Genomic DNA, 23,330 nt, shown 5'->3' on the forward strand with positions numbered 1-23,330 from the left:
GGTTGAATACTGCGCGCTCGATAGCATTTACGGTGAATTTTATGAATCTCGCTCTGCGCCCCAAATTGTTGGCCGCCTTCGGGGGCCTGTTACTGTTGACCATCGCCATCAGTCTGCTTTCCCTGTGGAAGATCGGCACCATCAACAGCGCCGCGGTGGAAATCCGCACCCTGTGGCTGCCCTCCATCGACGCCATCGGTGACATGAAGGCCTACACCGCCCGCCAGCGCATCGCCGCCAGCCGGGTGGCGGTGGCGGCCGACGACGCGGCGCGGGGGGAGGCGATCAAGCTCTACGCCAAGCAGACGGCGGACCTGGCGGCCGCCCTGCAACGCTTCGACGCCATCGGCGTGACGGGGGAGGCGGCCGCGCTCTACGGCAAGTACCAGGCGCTGCGCGGGCCGTATGAGGCGGCCATGGCCGCCGCCTTCGAGCTTGCCAAGCAGAACCGCGAGCAGGCGGAAAAGGCCATGAACGGCGAGATCGTGCAGACCTTCCGCAAGGTGCAGGAGGCGTTGGAGGCGCTGGCCACCTACGACCGGCAGGGGGCGGCCAAGGCCAACGAGGTGGTGCAGTCGGCCTACAGCCACGCGCTGTGGAGCATCGTGATCGCGGCGCTGGTGGCGGTGGCGGTGTCCGTGGCCGCCGTGCTGTGGCTGGACCGGGATGTGGCGCAGCCGCTGGCCCGGCTGGCCGGGATCATGCGCCGCCTGGCCGACAAGGATTATGGCTTCGCCCTGGAGGGCACGGCGCGTGGGGATGAGGTGGGCGACATGGCCCGCGCCATCGACGTGTTCCGCACCGGCATGCGGCAGGTGGACGAGCTGGCGGCCGCCCAGGCGGCGGAGGCGGCGGCCAAGACCGAACGGGCCAACCGGGTGGACGCGCTGGTCCAGACCTTCGACACCGATGTCGCCCACACCCTGCAGTCGGTCAGCCAGGCCTCCACCGGCCTGCATGAGACGGCGGAGAATCTGACCCGCATCGCCGATACCGGCGCCCGCGACGCGGTGGCGGTGGCCGGCGCCTCGGAACAGGCGGCGGCCAATGTTCAGACGGTGGCCGTGGCGGCGGAGGAACTGGGCGCCAGCATCGGTGAGATCGGGCGCCAGGTGGCGGTGTCCGCCACCATCGCCGCCAAGGCGGTGGCGGAGGCGTCGCGCACCAACGTCGCCGTCAGCAGCCTGACGGAGGCGGCCCAGCAGATCGGCGCCGTGGTGGCCCTGATCAGCGATATCGCCGGCCAGACCAATCTTCTGGCGTTGAACGCCACCATCGAGGCGGCGCGCGCCGGCGAGGCGGGCAAGGGCTTCGCCGTCGTGGCCAGCGAGGTGAAGGCCCTGGCCAACCAGACGGAGCGGGCCACCAGCGACATCCGCCAGCAGATCGAATCCATGCAGGCGGCGACGGGGGAGGCCGCTGGCGCCATCGCCGCCATCGGCCAGACCATCGGGGAGATCGACCACATCACCACCACCATCGCCGCGGCGGTGGAGGAGCAGGGGGCCGCCACCCAGGAAATCGCCCGCAACGTGGCCGAGGCCGCCCGGGGCACCAGCGAGGTCAGCGCCGGCATGAACGGCGTGCGCGAGGTGGCCGGCGAAACCGGCAGCGTGGCGGGCGAGGTGCTGATGGCGGCTGACGACCTGTCCGCCCAGGCGGAATCGCTGCGCACCCGCGTTTCCACCTTCCTGGCCGCCCTGCGCACCGCCTGACGGGCCGATCGGCCCTGTGGCACCGCCTGATGAAAAGTCGGTCCTTGAAAGGCCGGCATTCCGGGTGGGATGGTTCGGCGACAACAGGATAAGGCTCCCGCCGTCATCACGGCGAGGGGTCTCGGCAGAAGGAACAACGATGAAAGCCTGGCTCTCCACCCTCGCCCTCGCCGCCGCCCTGTCGGTGGCGGGCGTGGCCGGTGCCGCCGACAGCACGCCCCCCGCCCACCCCGGCCAGCCCAGTTATCCCAACCAGATGGAGGGCGACGTCGTGGTCCGCGACTTCGCCCTGACCAACGGGGAGCATTTGGCCAATGCCAGGTTCCATTACATCGCGCTGGGTACGCCGCAGCGTGACGCCTCGGGCGCCATCACCAATGGGGTGCTGCTGCTGCATGGCACCACCGGCAGCGGCCGCAATTTCCTGAACGCCAGCCTGGGCGGGGAGCTGTTCGGGCCGGGGCAGCCACTGGACGCCGCCAAGTATTTCATCATCCTGGCGGATGGCATCGGCCACGGCGGCTCCTCCAAGCCGTCGGACGGGTTGAAGGGCCGCTTCCCCCACTACGGCTATGTCGACGCGGTGGAGGGGCAATACCGGATCGTGACCGAAGGCTTGGGCATCAAGCGCCTGAAGCTGGTCGCCGGCACGTCCATGGGGGGCATGCAGACCTGGATCTGGGGGGAACGCCATCCCGACATGATGGACGCGCTGATGCCCATCGCCTCGCAACCCGTGGCCATTTCCGGCCGCAACATGCTGTGGCGCCAGCTCATCATCGAGGCCATCCGCAACGATCCGGAGTGGAAGGGCGGCGACTACACCGCCCAGCCGACCGGCTACACCCGCGCGCTGCCGATTTTCCAGATCATGGTCAACAACGCCTCGATCCTGCAACAGCAGGCCCCCAGCCGTGCGGCGGCCACCACCCTGTATGACCAGTGGGTGGCGGACTACGCCAAGACCGTGGACGCCAACGACTATCTCTACTGGTTCGAATCGTCCTACGACTACGACCCCAGCCCGGACCTGGAGAAGATCAAGGCCAAGCTGGTGGCCGTGAACTTCGCCGACGACCTGCTGAACCCCGCTGAGCTGGGCGTGATGGAGGCGGCCATGAAGCGCATCCCCCACGGCCGCTACGTCCTGATCCCGGCCTCGGACCAGACGCGCGGCCACCAGACCCTGACCCAGGCCAAGGTTTGGAAGGGCGCGCTGGAGGAACTGTTGAAGTAGGGCGATGGGGACGGTGCCTCACGCCTTCCCGGCGTAGCGGTCGGTGGCGCGGATCAGCTGGTCCAGGATGCCGGGTTCGGCGTGGGCGTGGCCTGCGCCCTCGATCAGATGGAAGTCCGCCTCCGGCCAGGCCTTGTGCAGGGCGTAGGCGTAGCGCGCGGGGCAGGGCATGTCATAGCGGCCGTGGACGATGGTCGCCGGGATGTGGCGGATGCGGCCCACGTCGCGCACCAACTGCCCTTCGTCCAACCAGGCGCCGTGCACGAAATAGTGGTTCTCGATGCGGGCGAAGGCCAGGGCGAAGTGCCCGTCCTTGAAGGGAGCGGAATATTCGGGATTGGGCAGCAGGGTGACCGTCTCGCCCTCCCAAATGGTCCAGGCCTTGGCCGCCTCCAGCTTGGCGGCGTCGTCATCACCGGTCAGGCGGCGGTGATAGGCCGCCATCATGTCGTGGCGCTCCGCCTCCGGGATCGGTGCCTGGAACCGTTCCCACTTGTCGGGGAACAGTTCCGACGCGCCGAACTGGTAGTACCAGAGCAACTCACCCTTGGTCAGAGTGTAGATGCCGCGCAGCACCAGTTCGCTCACCCGCTCGGGGTGGGTCTCGGCATAGGCCAGCGCCAGGGTCGACCCCCAGGAGCCGCCGAACACCAGCCACTGGTCCACGCCCACCTTTTCGCGCAGACGCTCGATATCCGCCACCAGGTGCCAGGTGGTGTTGGCCTGCAAGCTGGCATGGGGCGTGGACTTGCCGCAGCCGCGCTGATCGAACAGCAGCACGTCGTACAGCGCCGGGTCGAACAACTGCCGATGCCCCGGGCTGATGCCGCCGCCGGGGCCGCCATGCAGGAAGACGGCGGGCTTGGCGCCGGGAGTGCCGCACCGCTCGTAATGGATCACATGCCCGTCGCCCACATCCAGGGTGCCGGTCTCATAGGGCTCGATGGCGGGATACAGGGTGCGCAGCGCGGTCGTGGTCATTGGGGCGCGTCCTCAGTTCGATGAGCCGTTGGCCGCAGCGCTGGCGGGCGGCTCAGCCTCCGCCGGGATCCAGCCGGTCTTGGGCGCGGTCGCCTCCGGTGCCGGCTGGGGCGCGGGCGCTGGGTCGGCCTTGGGCGGCTCCGCGGGCGTATCCGGCTTGGGCTCCACAGGCGGTTGGGCGCTGGGATGCGCAGGGGCCTGGGCGGCGGGAGGCTGGACCGTGGGAGGTTGGGCAGCGGGAGGTTGGGCCGCGGAGGGCTGCGGCGCCGGCTGCGCGGCGGGTGTGGGGTCCTGGGGCGTGGCCGATGGCGGGGACGCCGGGATGGCCTCTGCCGGGGTCGCGGGGGCGGGCTCCGGCGTGCCGGCCGGGGCTGCCGCCGGTGAGGGGGCCTGGGGCGTTGCGGCCTGGGGCGTGGGTGCCTGCGGTGCGGGGGCCAGGGGCGCTGACGTCACGGGCGACGGCGTCACGGGCGACGGCGTCACGGGCGTCGGCGTCACGGGCGTCGGCGTCACCGGGGTCGGGGTCGCCATTGGGGCCGGCGCCACGGGCGCGGGTGCCGCTGGGGCGGGCTTGGACGGCTTTTCCGGTTTCGGCTCGGGCTTGGGTTCCGGTTTCGGTTCCGGCTCGATGTTGACGGTATAGTCGGGAACGATGCGCGCCTGGCTGCCGGTGATGACCAGCACCTTCTGCCCCAGCGGGATGGGCGTGGGTTCGCGCTGGGTCACCGACAGCAGGTCGCCGTTCGGCTTGCGCACGATGTATTCCCAGCCGGTGGTATCGCCGGTCATATGTTCCGCGCTGGTGCCGACGATGGTACCCACCACGGTGCCGCCCACGGCGCCCAAGGCGCTGTTGGGACCGATCTGGGAGCCCAGGATGCCGCCGGCCGCCCCGCCCGCCACGGCGCCCACCGTGCCGCTGGCGCTGATCGACACCTGGCGGAAGCCGATGATGACGCCCGGCTCGGCCTTGTTGGCCTGCTGCACGGCGGTGGCGTTGTAGGTGTTGGGCGAGTAGTCGGCGGCGCACCCGGCCAGCAGGGCGGGGGCGACAAGGGCGACAGCGGCCGTCAGGCCGAACCGGAGGGATCGCGACACGGGGGGAACCATTCCCTGGAAACGACCGGGACAGGGGATTGCCCCGGAGATGCGGCATGGAACAGCCCCGTGTCATAGGAGATCCGCCCCCGGGTGTCACTTGGCAATTTCATGGCGGCAATGTGGTCGACTTGCCATCATGGCCCGCCGGCCCCCGCCTCACGGTCCATCGGACACCCGCCCATGAAGCAGATCCGCCTCAACGCCTTCGATATGAACTGCGTCGGCCACATCCATCAGGGCCTGTGGCGCCACCCGCGCGACCGTTCGACGCAATACACCGACCTTGCCCATTGGGTGGACCTGGCCCGCACGCTGGAGCGGGGCCTGTTCGATGGCCTGTTCCTGGCGGATGTCCTGGGTGTGTATGACGTCTATCAGGGCGGGCCGGATGCCGCGGTGCGCGCGGCGGTGCAGGTGCCGGTGGGCGATCCGCTGCTGCTGGTCCCGGCCATGGCGGCGGCCACCACCCATCTGTGCTTCGGCGTCACCGCCAATCTGAGTTACGAGCCGCCCTACACTTTCGCCCGCCGCATGAGCACGCTGGACCACCTGACGGGTGGCCGCGTGGGCTGGAACATCGTCACCGGCTATCTCGACAGCGCCGCCCGCGCCCTGGGCCTGGACGGCCAGGCGGCGCACGATGACCGCTATGCCGTGGCCGAGGAGTATATGGACGTCGTTTACCGCCTGTGGGAAGGCAGCTGGGCCGACGACGCCGTGCGCCGGGACCGCGCGGCCGGCATCTACGCCGATCCCGCCCGCGTCCGCGCCGTTCGCCACCACGGCCCCCATTTCCGGATGGAGGGCGCGCATCTGTGCGAGCCGTCGCCGCAGCGTACACCGGTCCTCTACCAGGCCGGCTCCTCGGACCGGGGGCGCCGGTTCGCCGCCGCCCATGCCGAGTGCGTCTTCGTCAATGGCGGGCCCAAGCCGCATGTCGCCCGCCTGGTGGCCGACCTGCGCGGCCTGGCCCGCAGCCTGGGGCGCGACCCGGCCGACCTGAAGGTGTTCGTCGGCGCCACGGTGGTGGTGGCGGAGACCGACACCCTGGCCCAGGCCAAGCGGGCGGACTATGAACGCTACGCCAGTGTGGAGGGCGCGCTGGCCCACGCCTCCGCCTCCTTAGGCATCGATTTCGCCGCCCAGGACTGGGATGACCCCATCCATGCCGGGCAAAGCCAGGCGGTGACGTCGAACATCGAGAACCAGGCCGCCCGCCGGCCGGGCAAGGTGCTGACCCGGCGCGGCCTGGTGGAGGGGCTGAGCCTGGGCGGGCGCCAGGTACCCATCGTCGGCGGCCCGGCCACGGTCGCGGATGAGCTGATGGCCTGGGTGGAGGAGGCGGACGTGGACGGCTTCATCCTGGCGCGCACCGTGACGCCGGAATGCTTCACTGACTTCATCGACCTGGTGGTGCCGGAGTTGCAGCGGCGCGGCGCCTACAAGACCGCATACGCCCCTGGCACGCTGCGGGAAAAGCTGTCCACCCCCGCTGACCAGTCACGTGCCTCCCCGCGTGGCCCCCGGTTGCCTGACACGCATCCCGGCGCCAGCCGGCGCTGGCCGGCTTAAGCCAGCGCGTCCGTCAGGAACATACCGCACGGTGGCTGTTCCCGCCCGTCAGGCGGCGAACAGGAAAGTGAACAGCAGGGGGCAGGTCTCATGGACCAGGGTCCTGATCTCCCCCTCCGTCACCCGGTCCCGCGCCATCACCAGGCGTACGATAGGCTCGGCCAGCAAATCGTCCAGCGTCGCTTCCTTGATCTCCGGCATCGGCATGACAGGTCCCCTTCCGCCTCGGTGGAAACAGTGAGGTCAGATTACTGATATTGATAATGATTCGCAATTAGCCTTTTCGGCACCACCCCTGCGGCATAAGCGGGGGGCGGGATCACCCTGGCATGACGGGGTTTTGCGCCACCGCTGGCAGCGATGGCGCGGGTTGCTTTTTAAAAATCCGCCGAAATTTTTACCAGCCGGCCAAAGGGTGCGGCCCCTTACGCCTATGCCTTAGGCCGGGCCGAGGCCGGATATGTCCGGTCTATGCGGCGTTTTGACCGGCACTCCCGCGCCGTGATCAAAACGAATAGGCCGCGACGGCAGCCGCCGTCGCTCGAGGGAAACAAATCTCGAGGGAAACAAATTAAGCCGCCTCTTGCCCTTCCAGGAACACCACCAGTTCCTCCAGCGCGTGGGTCAGGTGGATGCTCAGCAGGTCGACGGCTTCGGCGCCCTTGCCGTCGCGGCACAGGGCCACCAGCCGCTCATGCTCATCCATGGACCGGTCGTGGATGGCGGGGGTCATGGACAGGTGCAGGCGGACATAGCGGTCCAGGCTGTCATGGATGCGCTTCACCATGTCCAGCATCACTGGGCGCTGGGCGGGCTCATACAGTGATTCATGCAACTGCCAGTTCAGGGCGCCCCAGCGGCCGGGCTCCGCCGCGTGCATGTCCTTCAGCACGCCCTCCGCCTTCTTGATCTGCTTCGCTGTCAGCTGCGGGATGGCGCGGCGCAGCAGGTCGGTTTCCAATAACAGGCGCACCTCGAAATACTCGCGCACCTCGGCGGGCGACAACTGGGCCACCACCGACCCCTTATAGGGGATGGTGGCCACCAGGCCCTCCGCCTCCAGCTGCTGCAACGCCTCGCGCACGGGAATGCGGCTGACGCCCAGCTTTTGCGCGATCTCATCCTGGCGCAACTGTGCGCCCAGCGCATATTCCCCGGACAGGATCATCTGGCGCAGGGCGTCAACCACCTGGGCCGACAGCGATTTCCGTTCAATCTTGGCGCGTGCGATCATTTGGTGGCTTCTTGGCGGGGGTGCGGATTTGGAAGGCGGCCCTGTTAATTCGCTCTGAACAGCCCGAAATCGGCTGTAAAAGCAATTGATTTTCTAAATCACGCTAGACTGTTCGCGTGTACTGCACCATGGGTAGTTGGCGCATAGCCCGGTCTAGTTGTCGCTAACCCTCATGGGGTGGGGATGAATGGCGGCTTCAGGGCGCCGGGCTTGACAGTTTGGATATCGTATCCGATACGCTATCCCCTTGCCAGGGTCCGCCGAACGGCCGGCTCATCATTCAACGATAACGGGGACGATCGGGCATGGGGATAGCGACAGCGGGGGCAGGCGGGCCGGGGCGTGCCGGAACGGGCGATGCCCAGGATCAGGCTGGCGGCCATTCCCCCGGCCTCTATCTGCTGTTCGCGGTCGAGTTCTGGGAGCGGTTCTCCTATTACGGCCTGCAATCCATCCTGATCTTCTTCCTGCTGTGGCACCTGTCCATGGACAAGGTGTCGGCCTATGCCGAGCTGGGGGCCTTCGGCGTCCTGGTCTATATGTGCCCGGTCCTGGGCGGCTTCATCGCCGACCGTTGGGTGGGGGCCCGCCACGCCGTGCGGGCGGGCGCCGTCCTGCTGATGATGGGCCACGGCCTGATGGCCTGGCAGCCGGCGCAGACGGTGGAGCGGCTGGTGACCCCGGACGCGACCTACGACCTGAAGCGTCCCATCCTCTACCCGGCGGAGGGGGAGGAGGGCGCCCGCCAGGTGGTGGTGAACGGCACCGCCCAGGTCATCACCAGCCTGAGCAGCGTCCAGGGTGAGGACGCGAACGCCCGCACGCTGACCTATGTCGGCCCCGACGGCGCCCCCGTCACGCTGCGCGGCCGGCTGGAAAAAACGCCGGATGCCAGCGGCCTGCGGCTGTTCTACCTGTCGCTGGCCCTGATCGCCGCTGGCGTGGGCATGCTGAAGCCCAACATCTCCGCCCTGGTCGGCCGGCTTTATGGCGACCGCCACGCGGCGCGCGATCGCGGCTTCCTCATCTTCTACCTGGGCATCAACGCCGGCGGCCTGATGGGCAGCATCGTCTGCGGTTGGCTGGGCGCCGTGCTGGGCTGGGAATGGGGCTTTGGCGCCGCCGGCATCGGCATGGCGGTGGCGCTGGCCACCTTCAGCCTGGGCCGCCGCCTGCTGCCGGCCGAGCTGCCGGTGGCCCAGGGCGGGCCGCGCGCGGCCGCCGGCCTGCCGGGCGGTTTCGCCGCCATGGCCGGTGGCATTGTCCTGGCGCTGGCCTGCTGGCTGATCGTCGACCGTCCGACGGTGGTGGGCCATGTGCTGGACATCGCCGCCGTGGCGGGCCTGGCCGCCGTCTTCTGGTTCGCCCGCACCTGCGATGCGCGCCAGCGCCGCCATCTGGCGCTGCTGCTGCTGCTCATGCTGGTGTCGGTGCTGTACTGGACGCTGTTCTATCAGGGGCCGGCGTCGCTGAACGTCTTCGCCGCCGAATGGACGGACCGCCACATCGGCCCGGTGCTGGTGCCGGCCCCCGTGCTGCAGTTTCCGGACAAGGCCTTCGTCATCCTGCTGGCCCTGCCGCTGGCCGCCCTGTGGCGCTGGCTGGATCGCCGCCGCCGCGATCCGGGCCCCGTCACCAAGTTCGGCTTTGGCGTGCTGTTCGTCGGCCTGGGCTTCCTGGCGCTCGCCTTCGGCATCGAGGTGACGCCGGCCGGCCTGCGTGTGGGCGTGGCCTGGCTGCTGTCCCTCTACCTGCTGCAGGAGGTGGGGGAGCTGTGCCTGTCCCCCACCGGCCTGTCCGCCATCACCCGGCTGTCGCCGCCCGCCATCACCAGCCTGCTGGTGGGCCTGTGGTTCCTGTCCACGGCCTATGGCCAGCGTCTCAGCGCCCTGGTGGCGCAGGCGACGGTGGTTGACGGCAGCCTGGCGGCGGCGGTGCAATTGGCCTCATACCAGGCGGTGTACCTGAAGGCGGGCCTGTGGTCCTGCGCCGCCGCCCTGCTGCTGCTGATGCTGGTGGTGCCGCTGCGCCGCCTGAATGATTAGTGTGTTGTTGATCCTAGAGAAGCGGATTTGAGACCATGACCAAGGGTGTTGGGGGGCTGTCGGCCCCGGCGGTGCTGTCGACCTTGAAGTCCCGGCGGGCGGCCGTGCAGCCCATCACGGCGGAAGAATACCGCGCCCGCATCGAGGCGGTGCGGGCCCACATGGCGGCGCGCAAGGTCGACGCCCTGCTGCTGCCGGCGTCCAGCAACCTCCTCTACTTCACCGGCCTGGACTGGCACCCCAGCGAGCGGCTGACGGCGGCGGTGATCCTGAAGGACGGCGACCCCGTCTATGTCTGCCCGGCGTTCGAGGAGCCCAAGCTGCGCGGCCACATCACCGTGGGTGATCAGGTGCGCACCTGGCAGGAGGATGAAAGCGCCTACGCCCTGGTGGCGGACCTGGTGCGGGCGCAGTCGGGCGCCTCCGCCACGGTGGCGGTGGACGCCCTGGGCTATGCCGGCGTGTTCTTCGACTTGGGCGACGCCCTGCCCCAGGCCACCCTGGTGGACGCCCGCCCCCTGACGGAAGCCTGCCGCCGGGTGAAGTCGGCGCATGAGATCGCGCTGCTGTCCCATGCCAAGGCCATCACGCTGGAGGTCCATCGCCTGGCCGCCGGCATCCTGCGCCCCGGCATCACCCCGGCGGAGGTGGTGGCCTTCATCGGCCAGGCCCACCGTGCGCTGGGGGCCGATGGCGGCAACACCTTCTGCGCCGTGCAGTTCGGCGAGGCCACGGCCTATCCCCACGGCGCCCCCGGCGAGTGGTTCCTGAAGGAGGGCGACCCCGTCCTGATCGACACCGGCTGCGCCATCGAGGGCTACAAGTCCGACATCACCCGCTGCTACACCTTCGGCCACGCCACCCCCGAATACCGCCGGGTGTGGGAGGATGAGCGCGACGCCCAGATGGCGGCCTTCAACGCCGCCCAGATCGGCGTCGCGTGCGAGGCGGTGGATCAGGCCGCCCGCAGCTTCCTGGAGTCCCGCGGCTACGGCCCCGGCTACCAGGTGCCCGGCTGCCCCCACCGCACCGGTCATGGCGTGGGCCTGGACCTGCACGAGCCCGCCTACATCGTCGGCGGCAACAAGCAGCCGCTGGAGGCCGGCCTGTGCTTCAGCGTGGAGCCCATGCTGTGCCTCTACGGCAAGTTCGGCGTGCGCTTCGAGGACCATGTCTACATGACGGAAGACGGCCCCCGCTGGTTCACCACCCCGCCGACGGATGTGGATAATCCCTTCGGGCTGCATGGTTGACAGCCGCCTCAGGCGCCGGCGGGGCATCCGCCCCTTGGCTTGTCCTCAGTTTCCAGTCCGCTGACGCTCCCCGGAAACTTCCGGCGGCTGCGGTCGCAGCCTACGGCATGAGCCTCCCCGGCTCATGCCGCTGGGCTTGAGACTGGAATTGAGCGACGCATAAAAGAAGGGCCGGTCCTTGCGGGCCGGCCTTTGAGGATGTGCCTTGGGAGGAAACGCCAGATCTAAGTCAGGCTCGGGACTTAGACCTGGAAGCCACGCCAGAACGGATCCTGGGTGGGGTCGACGTAAATGGTGTTGAGGCCGGTCTGCACCGCCCAGCCCTTGATGGACGGGCGGATGCTGGCGTAATCGCCGAGAGTGCCGGCGCTTTCCACGCGGCCTTCGAACAGGCTGCCGATGATGCTCTCGTGCACGAAGCTCTGGCCGACGCTCAGCTTGCCTTGCGCGGCCAGGTGGGCCATGCGGGCGGAGGTGCCGGTGCCGCAGGGCGACCGGTCGATGGCGCGGTCGCCATAGAACACGGCGTTGCGGCCGTGGGCGTCGGGGTGCTTGGGCCGATCCACCCACATCACATGGCTCAGGCCGCGGATGGTGCTGTCCAGCGGATGGACGGGGGTGATCTTCTCCCGCACCAGCTGCCGCACCAGGCCGCTGTAATGGATGATCTTTTGCGCCCCCAGATGGTCGATGCCCTTGTAGGCGCCCTGGGGCTCGATGATGCCGTAGAAATTGCCGCCGTAGCTGATGTCCAGGGTGAGGGGGCCCAGTTCCGGCACCTCGATGGTGACGCCCTTGGTGAACAGGAAGCTGTCGATGTTGAACAGCCGCACCCAGTTGACCTTGCCGGCCACCATCTCATACTCGACGCCGATCTGGCCGGCGGGCACGTCCAGCACCAGCTTGCCGGGGGTGCGCGGGCGGGTCAGGCCGTGCTCCAGGGCGAAGGTCACCATGCCGATGGTGCCGTGGCCGCACATGGGCAGGCAGCCCGAGGTCTCGATGAACAGGATGGAGGCGTCGGCCTCCGGGCTGCAGGGCGGGTAGACGAAGCCGCCCGACATCATGTCGTGGCCGCGCGGCTCGAAGCACAGCGCCGTGCGGATCCAGTCGAAGCGCGACAGGAAGTCCTGGCGCTTCTCGCTCATGGTGGCGCCCACCAGGGGCGGGTGGCCGCCCATGACCAGACGCACGGGGTTGCCGCAGGTGTGCCCGTCGATGCAGGCAAAGGTCTGGCGGCCGGTGGGCAGCACGGGATCGCCGGTCGGAGCGCTGGGGGCGGTGGTCATGGCATCAGGCCTTAAGGCAGACGGTGGAACAGCACGAACTCTGAAGGGACTTGCGAGGCTGGACCTGGTTCCCCAGGTCCAGCCTCGCTGGCTGGCGACCGCCAGCCCCGCAGCGAGTACCGCAGGGCGCAGCGAGGAAGCCAAGCCAGCGGATGCTGGCGCCGGCGTTTGAGGAAAACGAACAAACCCCGCCGGCGTCTGAGGGAACTACTTACAGACTCGGACGGGTGGCCGCCGCCTTTTCGACCATGGCGATCACGTCGGCGCGGGTCTTGCCTTCCAGGATGTAGCGCGGCGGCCGCACGCGCTCCGACCCGCGGCCCATGACCTGCTCGGCCAACTTGATGCTCTGCACCAGGTCGTGGCGGGCATCCAGGTGCAGCAGCGGCAGGAACCAGCGGTAGATGGCGCGGGCCTTGGCCAGGTCGCCGGCGACGACGGCGTCGTACAGGGCCACCGACTCCTTGGGGAAGGCGTTGGTCAGGCCGGAAATCCAGCCCCGGGCGCCCAGCAGCAGGCCTTCCAGGGCGACGTCGTCCAATCCTGCCATCAGCATCATCTTCGACTCGTCGATGGCGTTGGCTAGGTCGGTGAAGCGGCGGGTGTCGGGGGCCGATTCCTTCAGCGCCACGATGGTCGGGATCTCCGCCAGGCGCTGCAGCAGCGGCACGCTGATGTCCACGCGGTAGGCCGGCGGGTTGTTGTACAGCATGATGGGCAGGGCGGAGGCGCCGGCGACGGCGGCGAAATGGCGGAACAGCTCTTCCTCGGTCGGCACGTACACCATGGCCGGCAGCAGCATCAGGCCGTCGGCGCCGATCTTCTCCGCATCCTTGGCGTAGGCGACGGCGCGCGGCGTCGTCAGTTCCGACACGCCGGTGATCACGGGCACGCGGCCGGCGGTCACTTCCTTGGCGGCGGCCAGGACCTGGCGCTTCTCTTCCGGTTCCAGCGAGTTGTTTTCGCCCACCGTGCCCATGATGATCAGGCCGTGCACGCCGTCGCGGATCAGCCCATCGATCACCCGCTGCGTTTCCGCCAGGTTGATGCTGAGGTCTTCGTTGAACTGCGTGGTCACCGCGGGGAACACACCGCGCCAGTTGGGCAGAGCCATCTCTTAAAACCTTTCACGATTCCGCATACGCGCTTGTCGGCAAGCGCTCCTGGCGATATTATAATGGGATATTGTATCCAATCAAGGGGCTCTGAACATGTCCTCCGCCGATGCCAGCAACCCACCCATGCCGTTCCGGCCCGGGTCCGGCACCATCGCGGTGGTGGGGGCGGGCGTGGTGGGCACGGCGACGGCGCTGGCCCTGGTGCGCGACGGCCATGACGTCATCCTGGTCGATCGGGATCAGCCGGGGATGGGCTGTTCTTACGGGAATGCCGGCCACATCGCCACGGAACAGTTGTTGCCCTTGGCGTCCTTCGCCACGCTGCGCCGCGTGCCGGGCCTGTTGCTGGACTCGACGGGGCCGCTGGGCATCCGCAAGGGGGCGCTGCCCATCCTGGCGCGGGGCTGGGCCCGCGACTTCCTGGCCGCCTGCCTGCCCCGGGCTCACGCCCACGGCACGGCCGTGCTGTCCGGCCTGATCGAAACCGTCATCCAGGACTGGCGCACCCTGCTGGTGGGGACGGGGGCCGAGGGCCGCTTCCAGACGCGCGGCCATCACAGCGTCTGGGAAAGTGCCGCGCCCGAGGCCGCCATCGCCGCCGCCATGGCGGCCGCCCGGGCGCTGGGCGTTCCCGTCATGGCCTGGGGGGCGACGCCGGGGGATTGGCCGGACCTGCCGCCGGCTCTGCGCGCCCGCGTCACCGGCGGCATGACTTATACCGGGACCGGCCACGTCAACGACCCCCACGGCCTGACCCAGGATCTGGCCGCCACCTTCGTCGCCCGGGGCGGGCGCATCGAAAAGGCCGAGGTGCGGGCGCTTGAAACCGATGGCGCCCGGTGGCGCCTGCGCCATGATAGCGGCGTCATCGAGGCCGGGGCCGTCCTGGTGGCCATGGGCGTGGACTCCGGCACGCTGCTGGAGCCGCTGGGCTATCGCGTCCCCCTGATTGCGGAGCGCGGCTATCATGTCGTTATTCCCGGCGGGGTGCCGGACGGGGAACTTGACCGCCCCGTGGTGTTCGAGAATCGCACCGTCATCGTCACGCCCATGACCATGGGCCTGCGCGCCACCAGCTTCACCGATTTCAGCGGGCCGAATGATGCGCCGGACCCCCGCCGCCCCGCCCTGTTGCGTCATCATCTGCGGGAACTGGGTCTGATGGCGCCGGGCGGCGACAGCACCGAATGGACGGGCTGCCGCCCCAGCCTGCCGGATTACCTGCCCATCCTGGACGCCAGCCGCCGCCATCCCGGCCTGTATGCCGCCTGCGGGCACCAGCATTTGGGCCTGACCCTGGCGGCGGTCAGCGCGCGCCGCATGGCGGACATCGTGGCCGGCCGCACGCCGCCCGACCCGGCCATGGCGCTGGATCGCTTCTCCTGACCGTTTCCACCACTTCCGTCCTAAGACCGGAGGCGTAGTTCCCTATGGCTCGATATCGTATATCGTATCCCAAAATCGATCCTGAACCCCAATGGCAGTTGGGTCCCTTTGCGCCGCCGGCGTCGCTCGCGGCGCCGCCACGCTTTGACGTGTGCCCACGCTTTGACGTGTGCACTGAAAACTCAAAAATCAAAAACAGAGGGGCTTGAGCATGGCGCGCGATCTGGGAGACGGCCGTGGGACATCCTTGGGCACCCCGTCCCGGCGGACGATACTGCGTGGCGCGGCGTCGGGCGCGGCCTTGATGGCGATTCCGGCGGTCGCGGCCCCCCTGGTGCCGCCGCTGGGTGCCGATACGGCCCAACCTTTCCCGCTGTCGGCGGTGCGGCTCAAGCCCTCACCCTTCAAGGCGGCGGTGGACGCCAACCTGGCCTATCTGCACAGCCTGGAGGCTGACCGCCTGCTGCACAACTTCCGCAGCGGCGCCGGCCTTAAGCCCAAGGGCGAGGTTTATGGCGGCTGGGAGGCCGACACCATCGCCGGCCACACCCTGGGCCATTATGTGAGCGCGCTGTCGCTCATGCACGCCCAGACCGGCGATGTGGAGTGCAAGCGGCGGGTGGACTACATCGTCGCCGAGCTGGCGGAATGCCAGAATGCCCAGGGCGACGGCTATGTCGCCGGCTTCACCCGCAAGCGCGGCGACATCGTCGAGGATGGCAAGGTCGTGTTCGATGAGCTGCGGCGCGGTGAGATCCGCTCCGCCGGCTTCGACCTCAACGGCTGCTGGGTCCCGCTCTACAACTGGCACAAGCTCTACACCGGCCTGTTCGACGCCCAGACCCTGTGCGGCAACACCCAGGCCCTGGACGTGGCCGTCAAGCTGGGCGGGTACATCGACGAGGTGTTCAGCCACCTGAATGACGAGCAGGTCCAGAAGGTGCTGGACTGCGAGCACGGCGGCATCAACGAAAGCTTCGCCGAGCTGTACGCCCGCACCGGCGACCGGCGCTGGCTGCTGCTGGCGGAGCGCCTCTACCATGCCAAGGTGCTGGTGCCCTTGTCGGAAGGCCGGGACGAACTGGCCAACATCCACGCCAACACCCAGATACCCAAGCTGATCGGCCTGGCCCGCCTGGCGGAGCTGACGGGGGCGGAGCGCCACGCCAAGGCCTCCGCCTTCTTCTGGCAGACGGTCACCACCAACCATTCCTACGTCATCGGCGGCAACGCGGACCGAGAGTATTTCCAGGAACCGCGGAGCATCTCCCGCCACATCACCGAACAGACCTGTGAGGGCTGCAACAGCTACAACATGCTGAAGCTGACCCGCCTGCTGTACGCCCGCCAGGCCGATGCGCACTACTTCGATTTCTATGAGCGCGCGCACCTGAACCACGTGCTGGCGCAGCAGAACCCGGCCACCGGCATGTTCACCTACATGACGCCGCTGATGTCCGGCGCCGCGCGCGAATATTCCACGCCTACGGAGGATTTCTGGTGCTGCGTTGGCACCGGCATGGAAAGCCACGCCAAGCATGGCGAGAGTATCTACTGGCGTCGCGGTGCGGAGGATTTGGCCGTCAACCTCTACATCCCCTCCACCCTCAATTGGGCGGAGCGGGGCGCCGTGATCGATCTCGACACCCGTTATCCGGAAGCGGAGACGGTGCTGCTGACGCTGAAGGCGCTGAAGCGTCCGGCCAGCTTCGCCATCAGCTTCCGCATCCCCGCCTGGTGCGCCGGCGCCACCCTGGCGGTGAACGGCAAGCCCCAGGACCTGGCGCTGCGGAACGGCTATGCCGTCGTGCGGCGGGAATGGAAGGCGGGTGACGCGGTCGCCCTGCGCTTGCCCATGGCTCTGCGCCTGGAATCAACCAACGACGACGCCGACACCGTGGCCTTCCTGCACGGGCCCCTGGTGCTGGCGGCCGATCTGGGCCCGGCGCCCAGAAGCGAGGCGCCCACCGGCTCGCCCCAGCCCAGCCCGGTGTCGGAGGCTTTCCAGGGGCCGGCCCCGGCCCTGGTTTCGGCTTCCGTCCTGGACGGTTTCCAGCGGGCGACGCCCGACGCCCCGGTGTGGCGCACCGCCGGCATCGGCCGGCCGGGCGACATGGAGTTCAAGCCCTTCTACCAGCAGTACACCCGCCGCACGGCCGTCTACTTCAAGCGCTACACCGAGGCGCAATGGAAGACAGCGGAGGCGGCCCTGGCGCAGGAGGCCGCCCGCCAGCGCGACATCCAGGCGCGTTCCGTCGACGTCATGCACCTGGGTGAGATGCAGCCGGAGCGCGACCATGGGCTGGAGGCCAAGACGTCATACCCCGTGACCTACCGGGGCCGGAACGGCCGCGACGCGCGCACCGGCGGCTTCTTCGAGTTCAAGGCCAAGGTCCGGCCCGGCGCCCTGGTGCTGCAGGCCACCTACTGGGGCGATGAGCGCAAGCGCCTGTTCCACATCCTGGTCGACGGCACGCGCATCGCCACGCAAAAGCTGGAGGCGGAACGGCCGGGCGAGTTCTTTGATGTGGAATATCCCATCCCCGCCAACCTGACGGCGGGCAAGTCCAGCGTCGTCGTCCGTTTCGAGCCGGAGACCGGCTATTCCGCGGGACCCGTCTTCGGGTGCCGCGTCATCGCAGCGTCAGCCTCTCAGGGAGCGCCTATCTGATGTACCGCATGCCTTTAAGACGTTTGGCCGCCCGCCTGCTGGTCGGCACCGCCCTGTGCGCCGGTGTCCTGACCCTGGACCAGATGACGGGGGGCCAGGTCACCGCGACCGTCCCCGTCATCGGCGTGGCCCACGCGGCGACCGCTGCGGCCGGCAAGGCCGACGCCCAGTTCAAGGCCATCTACACCAAGGAATGGAAGTGGCGTCAGGAGGAGTTCAAGGGCGAGGATGATGAGGACAGCAGCGACACCGCCGCCAATCGACTGCCCAAGGTGGACGCCGCCACCCAGGAAAAGCGCCTGAAGGTCTGGGAAGGCGTCATAAAGGAGCTGGATGCCATCCCCCAGGCCGACCTGTCGCCCGAGGCCAAGGTCAACTATGGCATCTACCGCGACCAGGTGGCGGCGCTGCTGGCCAGCCAGAAGTTCAAGGACTATGAGAAGCCGCTGAACGCCGACAGCTCCTTCTGGTCCAATATGGCGGGCGGGGCCCGCCGCACCCTGCACACGGTGGCGGAGTACAAGGCCTTCATCGGCCAGATGAACGATATGCCGCGCTATTTCAACGAGCAGATCGTGAACATGCGCGCCGGCCTGAAGCGTGGTTTCACCCCGCCCAAGGTGACCCTGGCGGGGCGTGACAGCGGCATCGTGAACGTGGCCGAGGCCAAGACGCCGGAAGACAACGTCTATTACACCCCCTTCAAGACGATGCCGGACACCATCCCGGCCGCGACCCAGGCGGAACTGCGCGCGGCGGCGGTGGCCGCCATCACCAAGTCGGTGGTGCCCGCCCACCAGGCGCTGCTGAAGTTCATGCGCGAGGAGTACATCCCCGGCGCCCGCACCGAACTGGCGGCGGAATCCCTGCCGGACGGCAAGGCCTATTACCAGTCCAAGATCAAGGAGTTCGCCACCGTCGACCTGACGGCGGACCAGATCCACAAGATAGGCCTGGAAGAGGTGGCCAAGATTCACGCCCAGATGCTGGACGTGATGAAGCAGGCCAACTTCCAGGGCGACTTCCCCGCCTTCCTGAAGTTCCTGCGCACCGATCCGCAGTTCTACGCCAAGACGCCGGAAGAGCTGCTCATGCGGGCGGCCTGGATCGCCAAGAAGTTCGATGGCAAGGCCGATCAGTATTTCGGCTATCTGCCCCGCCAGCGCTTCGCCATCATCCCCGTCCCGGCGGACATAGCGCCCTTCTACACCTCCGGCCGGGGCGGCCCGGGCGTCTACCTGGTCAACACCTATGACCTACCGTCGCGCGGCCTGTACGCCCTACCGGCCCTGACCCTGCACGAATCCGCCCCCGGCCACGCCTTCCAGATGCCCATCGCGGCGGAACAGAAGGACCAGCCGGAGTTCCGGCAGAAGGTCTACATCTCCGCCTACGGCGAAGGCTGGGCCCTGTACTGCGAGAAGCTGGGCGACGAGATGGGCATGTACGAGACGCCGTATGAGCGTTTCGGCATGCTGAGTTACCAGATGTGGCGCGCCGCCCGCCTGGTGGTGGACACCGGCATCCATTCCAAGGGCTGGACGCGCGAGCAGGCGCAGCGCTTCCTGCACGACAACACCGCCCTGGCCGATCACGAGATCGAGACCGAGGTCGACCGCTATATCGCCTGGCCGGGTCAGGCCCTGTCCTACTATCTGGGCGAGATGGCCATCCTGAAGGCCCGCGCCAAGGCGGAAAAGGCGCTGGGCGAGAAGTTCGACCTGCGCAACTTCCACGACACGGTGCTGAAACTGGGCAGCGTTCCCCTACCGGTGCTGGAGGCCCGCATCGACCGCTTCATCGCCGAGGGCGGCAAGAGCCCCTACCCGGCGCAGTGAGGTGAGCTGCGGCGTGGGATGAACCACGCCGCTACAGGCCTCGGCGACTGAGGCAACATGAACGGGCGGGGGCGGGTGGCGACATCCGTCCCCGTTTTGTTCTTATGACGCCTTTCCCTCAAGTGGATGTGGGTGTATCAAACGGTGGCCCCATCCTCTTGAGTAGGACGCCGTCCCATGCCGCTCGACCTTGTTTCCCTGGCCCTTGGTTTCGTCGCGGCGCTGGTCGTGGCCCTGGTCGCCACCCGGCTGGCGGGGGCTGGCGCCCGCGCGGAGCAGGCGGAGCGGCTGGCCCTGCTGGAGGCCGACCTGGCCGCCCTGCGGGAGGCGAAGGCCGATGTCGACCGCCGCCTGGCGGTGGAGGGGGAGCGGGCGTCCCGCGTCCCCTTGCTGGAGCGCGACGTGGCGACCCTGCGCGAGGAGGGCGCCCGCCTGTCCCAGGCGCTGGCCGCGTCGAAGGAGGCGCTGGCGCGCGAGCTGCGGCAGGCGGATGAGAAGCTGGCCCTTCTGACCCAGGCGCGGGAAACCATGGCCAAGGAATTCAAGGTCCTGGCCGACGAGGTCATGACCCGCCATGGCGAGACCTTCGCCAAGCAGAACCGCACCCAGCTGGACGGTCTGCTGGCGCCCTTGCGGGACCGCATGGTGGAGTTCCAGCAGGGCCTGCAACTGGCCCATACGGAAAGCGCCAAGGACCGGGCGGCGCTGGCGCAGCAAATCCGCCAGCTCACCGACACCAGCGCCCGCATGACCAGCGAGACGCACAACCTGACCCAGGCGCTGAAGGGCAAGGCCCAGACCCAGGGGGCCTGGGGCGAGATGATTCTGTCCACCATCCTGGAACGCTCCGGCCTGCGCGAGGGCGAGGAATACGTGACCCAGGAAAGCCGGACGGACGCCGATGGCGGCCGCCTGCGCCCGGACGTGGTGGTGAACCTGCCCGGTGGGCAGCGGGTGGTGATCGATGCCAAGGTGTCGCTGACGGCGTTCGAGGCGCATGTGAACGCCGGCGATGAGGTGGAACGCATGGCGGCGCTGGCCCGCCACGTCGTCTCCCTGCGCAGCCACATCAAGACCCTGGGGTCCAAGGATTACACCGGCGCCGTGGGCAGCGGCCTGGATTACGTCCTGATGTTCGTGCCCATCGAGGGCGCGCTGGCCGTGGCGGTGCAGGAGGACCCGGCGCTGACGGCCTATGCCGCCGAGATGAACGTGGCCATCGCCACCCCCACCACCTTGATGGTGGCCCTGCGCACCGTGGCCAACGTCTGGCAAGTGGAGCGCCGCAACCGCAACGCCGAGGCCATCGCCGACCGTGCCGGCAAGCTGTACGACAAGTTCGTCGGCTTCCTGGAGGACATGCGCAGCCTGGGCACCCAGTTGGATCGGGTGCAGAAAAGCTACAGCGGCGCCATGACCAAACTCAGCACCGGCACCGGCAACCTGGTGCGCCAGGTGGAACAACTGAAGGACATGGGCGCCAAGACGTCCAAGGCCATTCCCGCCGACCTGCGCGAGGATGGGGCGGAGGACAGGGCGGTGGCCCTGGACACCGCCGGGACCCTGTCCCTGACCTGACAAAACCTGTCCTCCCTGCCACTGGACTACCCGAAAGGTTCAGCGGATTCAGGGTTGACAGCGTTGTCTGATCCTGGGAATCTCTGCCTATCCACCGGGGGTTGCGCTGATGCTCGCGCGCCATACCCGGAATGATAAGCAGGGACGGGATCGCACCATCATGCCACCCGGATCAAACCTCGCTTGCCCCAAGCGGCCGCTGACGGTGGCGCCGCGGCCTGCTGGCGCTTGGGGACAGAGTGATCTTGGTGTTGACGAGTAGGGGGTTGTTCTCCCAGAGCCCCCCGCCAGGCGGCCGCGTCGGTTTTGAGGATTTCAGTCTGGGCACCCTCAAGCGACGCGGCCGTCTTTTTTCGACATCGGCTTTTTAGCGCGCAGGGTTGGGGTGTTTACGCCGTACCACTCAAGCCGGAACATCGTCCGGCGCCGATCGGGACCGCGCCCATGCCCACCACCCTTGTCCGCTTGGCCCACCGCCTGAATGACCGGGGCCGGGGTTTCGATCTGGCTGTGCTGGCGGCGGTATGCGCCTTTCTGACGGCCGTGGTCTTGAGTTCCCCGCCCGACGCGACGGTGGACACCGCCGGCGCCCCGGCTTCCGCCCAGGTGGCCGACGGTCAGGCCGGGCACTGATCACGGTACGTCCGCGAAGAGTTGCGCGCCCTGTCGATCTCGGCATTAAACTGGCAGCTTCCACCCTTCGGGAAGCGCCCGCATGACCGCCACACCCCCTCCGGCCCGCCTTTGGGACATCAGCCAGCCTTTGCGCCCCGGCCTGCCCGTCTGGCCGGGTGACACGGCTTTTGGTGAGGAGCGGACCTGGTCTATCCAGCCGGGCTGTCCGGTGAACGTCAGCCGTCTGGTCATGTCCACCCACAGCGGCACCCATGCCGACGCACCCCTGCATTATGACGCCACTGGCCTGACGGCGGGGGCGTTGGACCTGACCCCGTATCTGGGGCCGGCACAGGTGATCACCGTGCCGCCCGGCGCGCCCTTCGCCACGGTGGATCACGTGGCGCCTCAGTGGCTGCCCGGCATGCCGCGCCTGTTGCTGCACAGCTACGACCGCTTCCCCCATGAGGCGTGGCGGTCGGACTACACCGCCATCGACCCGGCGCTCATCGATTGGCTGGCCAGGCAGGGCGGGGTTTTGCTGGGCACGGACGCGCCGTCGCTGGACCCGCAGGACAGCAAGGACCTGCCGGCCCATACCATGCTGAACCGCCATCGCCTGGCGGTGCTGGAGGGGCTGGTGCTCGATGCCGTGCCGGACGGGATTTATGAGCTGATCGCCCTGCCGCTGCCCCTCAGCAACGCCGACGCCTCGCCCGTGCGCGCCGTGCTGCGGGAATGGCCCTATAACCGGCTGCGGTGATCCTGACCTGCGGCCAGGATCACCGCCCTCAAGCGCCGGCGTCGCCATCGGGCGACTTGGCTGCCGCGCCTCAGGCGCGCGGCGGCAGTCGCCGCCGATACCGAACCGCGATGAGGTCCACTCAACACAGTTCGGTATCAGAGATAGGCCTTGGCGAAGAAGTACACCGTCATGGCGGCGCCGGTTGCGATGACGAAGCGGCGGACGTAATCCCCAGGCAACCGCCGCGCCACGTCCGCGCCCAGGTAGCCGCCGGCGATGGCCGACACCATCATGGCCAGGGCGGGCGCCCACACCACCCGGCCGCTGAGGGCGAAGGTCAGGGTGGCGATCGCGTTCAGGCTGCCGCTCAGCAGGGTTTTCCAGGCGTTCATGGCATGCATGTCGCGCAGGCCGAACAGGGTCATGGCCGCCATGGACAGGATGCCCACCCCGCCGCCGTAATAGCCGCCATAGATGGCGATGACGAATTGGCAGCACAGCAGGGCTGTCGGCGTCAGGCGCACGGTGCCCTCCAGCAGCGCCGCCAGGCGCCGGCCGAAGGTGAAGACCAGGGTGGCCATCAGCAACAGCCAGGGCACCAGCGCCACGAACACCGACTCGGGCGTCCACAGCAGCAGCAGGGCGCCGGCGACGCTGCCCACCAGGCTGACCGCCACCATGGGCACCATGCCCACACCTTGGATGGGTTGGAACTCCCGCCGGTAGGCGTAGACGCTGGCGAACGATCCGGGAAACAGCGCCACGGTGTTGGTGGCGTTGGCGGTCACGGGGGGCAGGCCGGCGAACACCAGGGCGGGGAAACCCAGGAAGCTGCCGCCTCCGGCGACCGCGTTCAGGATGCCGGCCACGAAGGCGGCACCGATCAGCAAGGCCCAGGTCCACGGGTCCATGGCAAATTCCGGCAGGAGGGGCGGCGTCGTTCCCGACGGCT

Annotated in this window: 18 protein-coding genes; 11 read left to right on the forward strand and 7 right to left on the reverse strand. The window is 68.5% G+C overall.

The annotated features are described in order from the left end of the window. Window positions 1–41: 41 nt before the first annotated feature. Complete coding sequence (locus tag UCD39_RS21625; RefSeq protein WP_330497824.1) at window positions 42–1,715, forward strand: methyl-accepting chemotaxis protein; 1,674 nt, start codon at window positions 42–44, stop codon at window positions 1,713–1,715. Window positions 1,716–1,854: 139 nt separating this feature from the next. After that, a complete protein-coding gene (locus tag UCD39_RS21630) occupies window positions 1,855–2,952 on the forward strand; it encodes an alpha/beta fold hydrolase (RefSeq protein WP_330497825.1) in 1,098 nt (365 codons plus the stop codon). Window positions 2,953–2,970: 18 nt separating this feature from the next. Here UCD39_RS21630 and pip read toward each other — a convergent pair whose 3' ends face one another. Together pip and UCD39_RS21640 are read right to left on the reverse strand one after the other, a co-directional pair. After that, the gene (gene pip / locus UCD39_RS21635) at window positions 2,971–3,933 is read right to left on the reverse strand and encodes a prolyl aminopeptidase (protein ID WP_330497826.1); all 963 of its coding nucleotides are present in this window, start codon (window positions 3,931–3,933) and stop codon (window positions 2,971–2,973) included. Window positions 3,934–3,945: 12 nt separating this feature from the next. Then, window positions 3,946–5,031, reverse strand: coding sequence for an outer membrane lipoprotein (locus UCD39_RS21640; RefSeq protein ID WP_330497827.1), 1,086 nt, complete (start codon window positions 5,029–5,031; stop codon window positions 3,946–3,948). Between the two features lie 183 nt (window positions 5,032–5,214). Between UCD39_RS21640 and UCD39_RS21645 the strand changes: the two genes are divergently transcribed. Further along, window positions 5,215–6,606 (forward strand): LLM class flavin-dependent oxidoreductase, encoded by a 1,392-nt coding sequence (locus UCD39_RS21645; protein ID WP_330497828.1) that lies wholly within the window; start codon window positions 5,215–5,217, stop codon window positions 6,604–6,606. Window positions 6,607–6,654: 48 nt separating this feature from the next. On the opposite strand, the gene UCD39_RS21650 is transcribed toward UCD39_RS21645, so the two are convergent. Further along, the gene (locus UCD39_RS21650; RefSeq protein WP_330497829.1) at window positions 6,655–6,813 is read right to left on the reverse strand and encodes a hypothetical protein; all 159 of its coding nucleotides are present in this window, start codon (window positions 6,811–6,813) and stop codon (window positions 6,655–6,657) included. A 364-nt stretch (window positions 6,814–7,177) separates the two neighbouring features. Further along, window positions 7,178–7,840 carry a GntR family transcriptional regulator gene (locus UCD39_RS21655; RefSeq protein WP_330497830.1) on the reverse strand — a complete coding sequence of 221 codons (663 nt, stop codon included), beginning with the start codon at window positions 7,838–7,840 and terminating at the stop codon, window positions 7,178–7,180. 305 nt (window positions 7,841–8,145) lie between these two features. On the opposite strand from UCD39_RS21655, the gene UCD39_RS21660 reads away from it, so the two are divergent. Both UCD39_RS21660 and UCD39_RS21665 read left to right on the forward strand, forming a co-directional pair. Continuing rightward, window positions 8,146–9,885 (forward strand): peptide MFS transporter, encoded by a 1,740-nt coding sequence (locus UCD39_RS21660; protein WP_330497831.1) that lies wholly within the window; start codon window positions 8,146–8,148, stop codon window positions 9,883–9,885. A 35-nt stretch (window positions 9,886–9,920) separates the two neighbouring features. Then, entirely contained in the window at window positions 9,921–11,138 is a 1,218-nt protein-coding gene (locus UCD39_RS21665) for a M24 family metallopeptidase (protein ID WP_330497832.1), read from the forward strand. Between the two features lie 242 nt (window positions 11,139–11,380). Here the strand turns inward: UCD39_RS21665 and UCD39_RS21670 are convergent, their stop codons facing one another. Together UCD39_RS21670 and UCD39_RS21675 are read right to left on the reverse strand one after the other, a co-directional pair. Next, the gene (locus UCD39_RS21670; RefSeq protein ID WP_330497833.1) at window positions 11,381–12,427 is read right to left on the reverse strand and encodes a 4-hydroxyproline epimerase; all 1,047 of its coding nucleotides are present in this window, start codon (window positions 12,425–12,427) and stop codon (window positions 11,381–11,383) included. Window positions 12,428–12,638: 211 nt separating this feature from the next. Beyond that, window positions 12,639–13,541: a dihydrodipicolinate synthase family protein gene (locus UCD39_RS21675; protein ID WP_145729900.1), complete on the reverse strand. Its 903-nt coding sequence runs from the start codon at window positions 13,539–13,541 to the stop codon at window positions 12,639–12,641. Window positions 13,542–13,638: 97 nt separating this feature from the next. Between UCD39_RS21675 and UCD39_RS21680 the strand changes: the two genes are divergently transcribed. From UCD39_RS21680 to kynB, 6 genes are all read left to right on the forward strand, one after another. Beyond that, window positions 13,639–14,931: an NAD(P)/FAD-dependent oxidoreductase gene (locus tag UCD39_RS21680; protein ID WP_330497834.1), complete on the forward strand. Its 1,293-nt coding sequence runs from the start codon at window positions 13,639–13,641 to the stop codon at window positions 14,929–14,931. A 304-nt stretch (window positions 14,932–15,235) separates the two neighbouring features. Then, window positions 15,236–17,602, forward strand: a complete 2,367-nt coding sequence (locus UCD39_RS21685; RefSeq protein ID WP_330497835.1) for a beta-L-arabinofuranosidase domain-containing protein — start codon at window positions 15,236–15,238, stop codon at window positions 17,600–17,602. Window positions 17,603–17,610: 8 nt separating this feature from the next. Next, window positions 17,611–19,440, forward strand: a complete 1,830-nt coding sequence (locus tag UCD39_RS21690) for a DUF885 domain-containing protein (protein WP_330497836.1) — start codon at window positions 17,611–17,613, stop codon at window positions 19,438–19,440. 177 nt (window positions 19,441–19,617) lie between these two features. Continuing rightward, on the forward strand, window positions 19,618–21,018 hold the full coding sequence (locus UCD39_RS21695) for a DNA recombination protein RmuC (RefSeq protein WP_330497837.1): 1,401 nt from the start codon (window positions 19,618–19,620) through the stop codon (window positions 21,016–21,018). Window positions 21,019–21,462: 444 nt separating this feature from the next. Further along, a complete protein-coding gene (locus tag UCD39_RS21700; protein ID WP_330497838.1) occupies window positions 21,463–21,651 on the forward strand; it encodes a hypothetical protein in 189 nt (62 codons plus the stop codon). 82 nt (window positions 21,652–21,733) lie between these two features. Further along, the gene (gene kynB / locus UCD39_RS21705; RefSeq protein WP_330497839.1) at window positions 21,734–22,396 is read left to right on the forward strand and encodes an arylformamidase; all 663 of its coding nucleotides are present in this window, start codon (window positions 21,734–21,736) and stop codon (window positions 22,394–22,396) included. 137 nt (window positions 22,397–22,533) lie between these two features. Here kynB and UCD39_RS21710 read toward each other — a convergent pair whose 3' ends face one another. Next, on the reverse strand, window positions 22,534–23,289 hold the full coding sequence (locus UCD39_RS21710; protein ID WP_330497840.1) for a sulfite exporter TauE/SafE family protein: 756 nt from the start codon (window positions 23,287–23,289) through the stop codon (window positions 22,534–22,536). Window positions 23,290–23,330 lie beyond the last annotated feature (41 nt).

Origin of the sequence: Nitrospirillum karajorum (assembly GCF_036348415.1) — a bacterium.
Taxonomy (GTDB): Bacteria; Pseudomonadota; Alphaproteobacteria; order Azospirillales; family Azospirillaceae; genus Nitrospirillum; species Nitrospirillum amazonense_B.

What these genes read in the sequence shown, in the direction of transcription:
- UCD39_RS21685 (WP_330497835.1), top strand. Translation starts at nt 15,236, where the DNA reads ATGGCGATTCCGGCGGTCGCGGCCCCCCTGGTGCCGCCGCTGGGTGCC.
- UCD39_RS21665 (WP_330497832.1), top strand. Translation starts at nt 9,921, where the DNA reads ATGACCAAGGGTGTTGGGGGGCTGTCGGCCCCGGCGGTGCTGTCGACC.
- UCD39_RS21670 (WP_330497833.1), bottom strand. Translation starts at nt 12,427, where the DNA reads ATGACCACCGCCCCCAGCGCTCCGACCGGCGATCCCGTGCTGCCCACC.
- pip (WP_330497826.1), bottom strand. Translation starts at nt 3,933, where the DNA reads ATGACCACGACCGCGCTGCGCACCCTGTATCCCGCCATCGAGCCCTAT.
- kynB (WP_330497839.1), top strand. Translation starts at nt 21,734, where the DNA reads ATGACCGCCACACCCCCTCCGGCCCGCCTTTGGGACATCAGCCAGCCT.
- UCD39_RS21680 (WP_330497834.1), top strand. Translation starts at nt 13,639, where the DNA reads ATGTCCTCCGCCGATGCCAGCAACCCACCCATGCCGTTCCGGCCCGGG.
- UCD39_RS21655 (WP_330497830.1), bottom strand. Translation starts at nt 7,840, where the DNA reads ATGATCGCACGCGCCAAGATTGAACGGAAATCGCTGTCGGCCCAGGTG.
- UCD39_RS21695 (WP_330497837.1), top strand. Translation starts at nt 19,618, where the DNA reads ATGCCGCTCGACCTTGTTTCCCTGGCCCTTGGTTTCGTCGCGGCGCTG.
- UCD39_RS21650 (WP_330497829.1), bottom strand. Translation starts at nt 6,813, where the DNA reads ATGCCGATGCCGGAGATCAAGGAAGCGACGCTGGACGATTTGCTGGCC.
- UCD39_RS21630 (WP_330497825.1), top strand. Translation starts at nt 1,855, where the DNA reads ATGAAAGCCTGGCTCTCCACCCTCGCCCTCGCCGCCGCCCTGTCGGTG.
- UCD39_RS21625 (WP_330497824.1), top strand. Translation starts at nt 42, where the DNA reads ATGAATCTCGCTCTGCGCCCCAAATTGTTGGCCGCCTTCGGGGGCCTG.
- UCD39_RS21710 (WP_330497840.1), bottom strand. Translation starts at nt 23,289, where the DNA reads ATGGACCCGTGGACCTGGGCCTTGCTGATCGGTGCCGCCTTCGTGGCC.
- UCD39_RS21700 (WP_330497838.1), top strand. Translation starts at nt 21,463, where the DNA reads ATGCCCACCACCCTTGTCCGCTTGGCCCACCGCCTGAATGACCGGGGC.
- UCD39_RS21660 (WP_330497831.1), top strand. Translation starts at nt 8,146, where the DNA reads ATGGGGATAGCGACAGCGGGGGCAGGCGGGCCGGGGCGTGCCGGAACG.
- UCD39_RS21675 (WP_145729900.1), bottom strand. Translation starts at nt 13,541, where the DNA reads ATGGCTCTGCCCAACTGGCGCGGTGTGTTCCCCGCGGTGACCACGCAG.
- UCD39_RS21690 (WP_330497836.1), top strand. Translation starts at nt 17,611, where the DNA reads ATGCCTTTAAGACGTTTGGCCGCCCGCCTGCTGGTCGGCACCGCCCTG.
- UCD39_RS21645 (WP_330497828.1), top strand. Translation starts at nt 5,215, where the DNA reads ATGAAGCAGATCCGCCTCAACGCCTTCGATATGAACTGCGTCGGCCAC.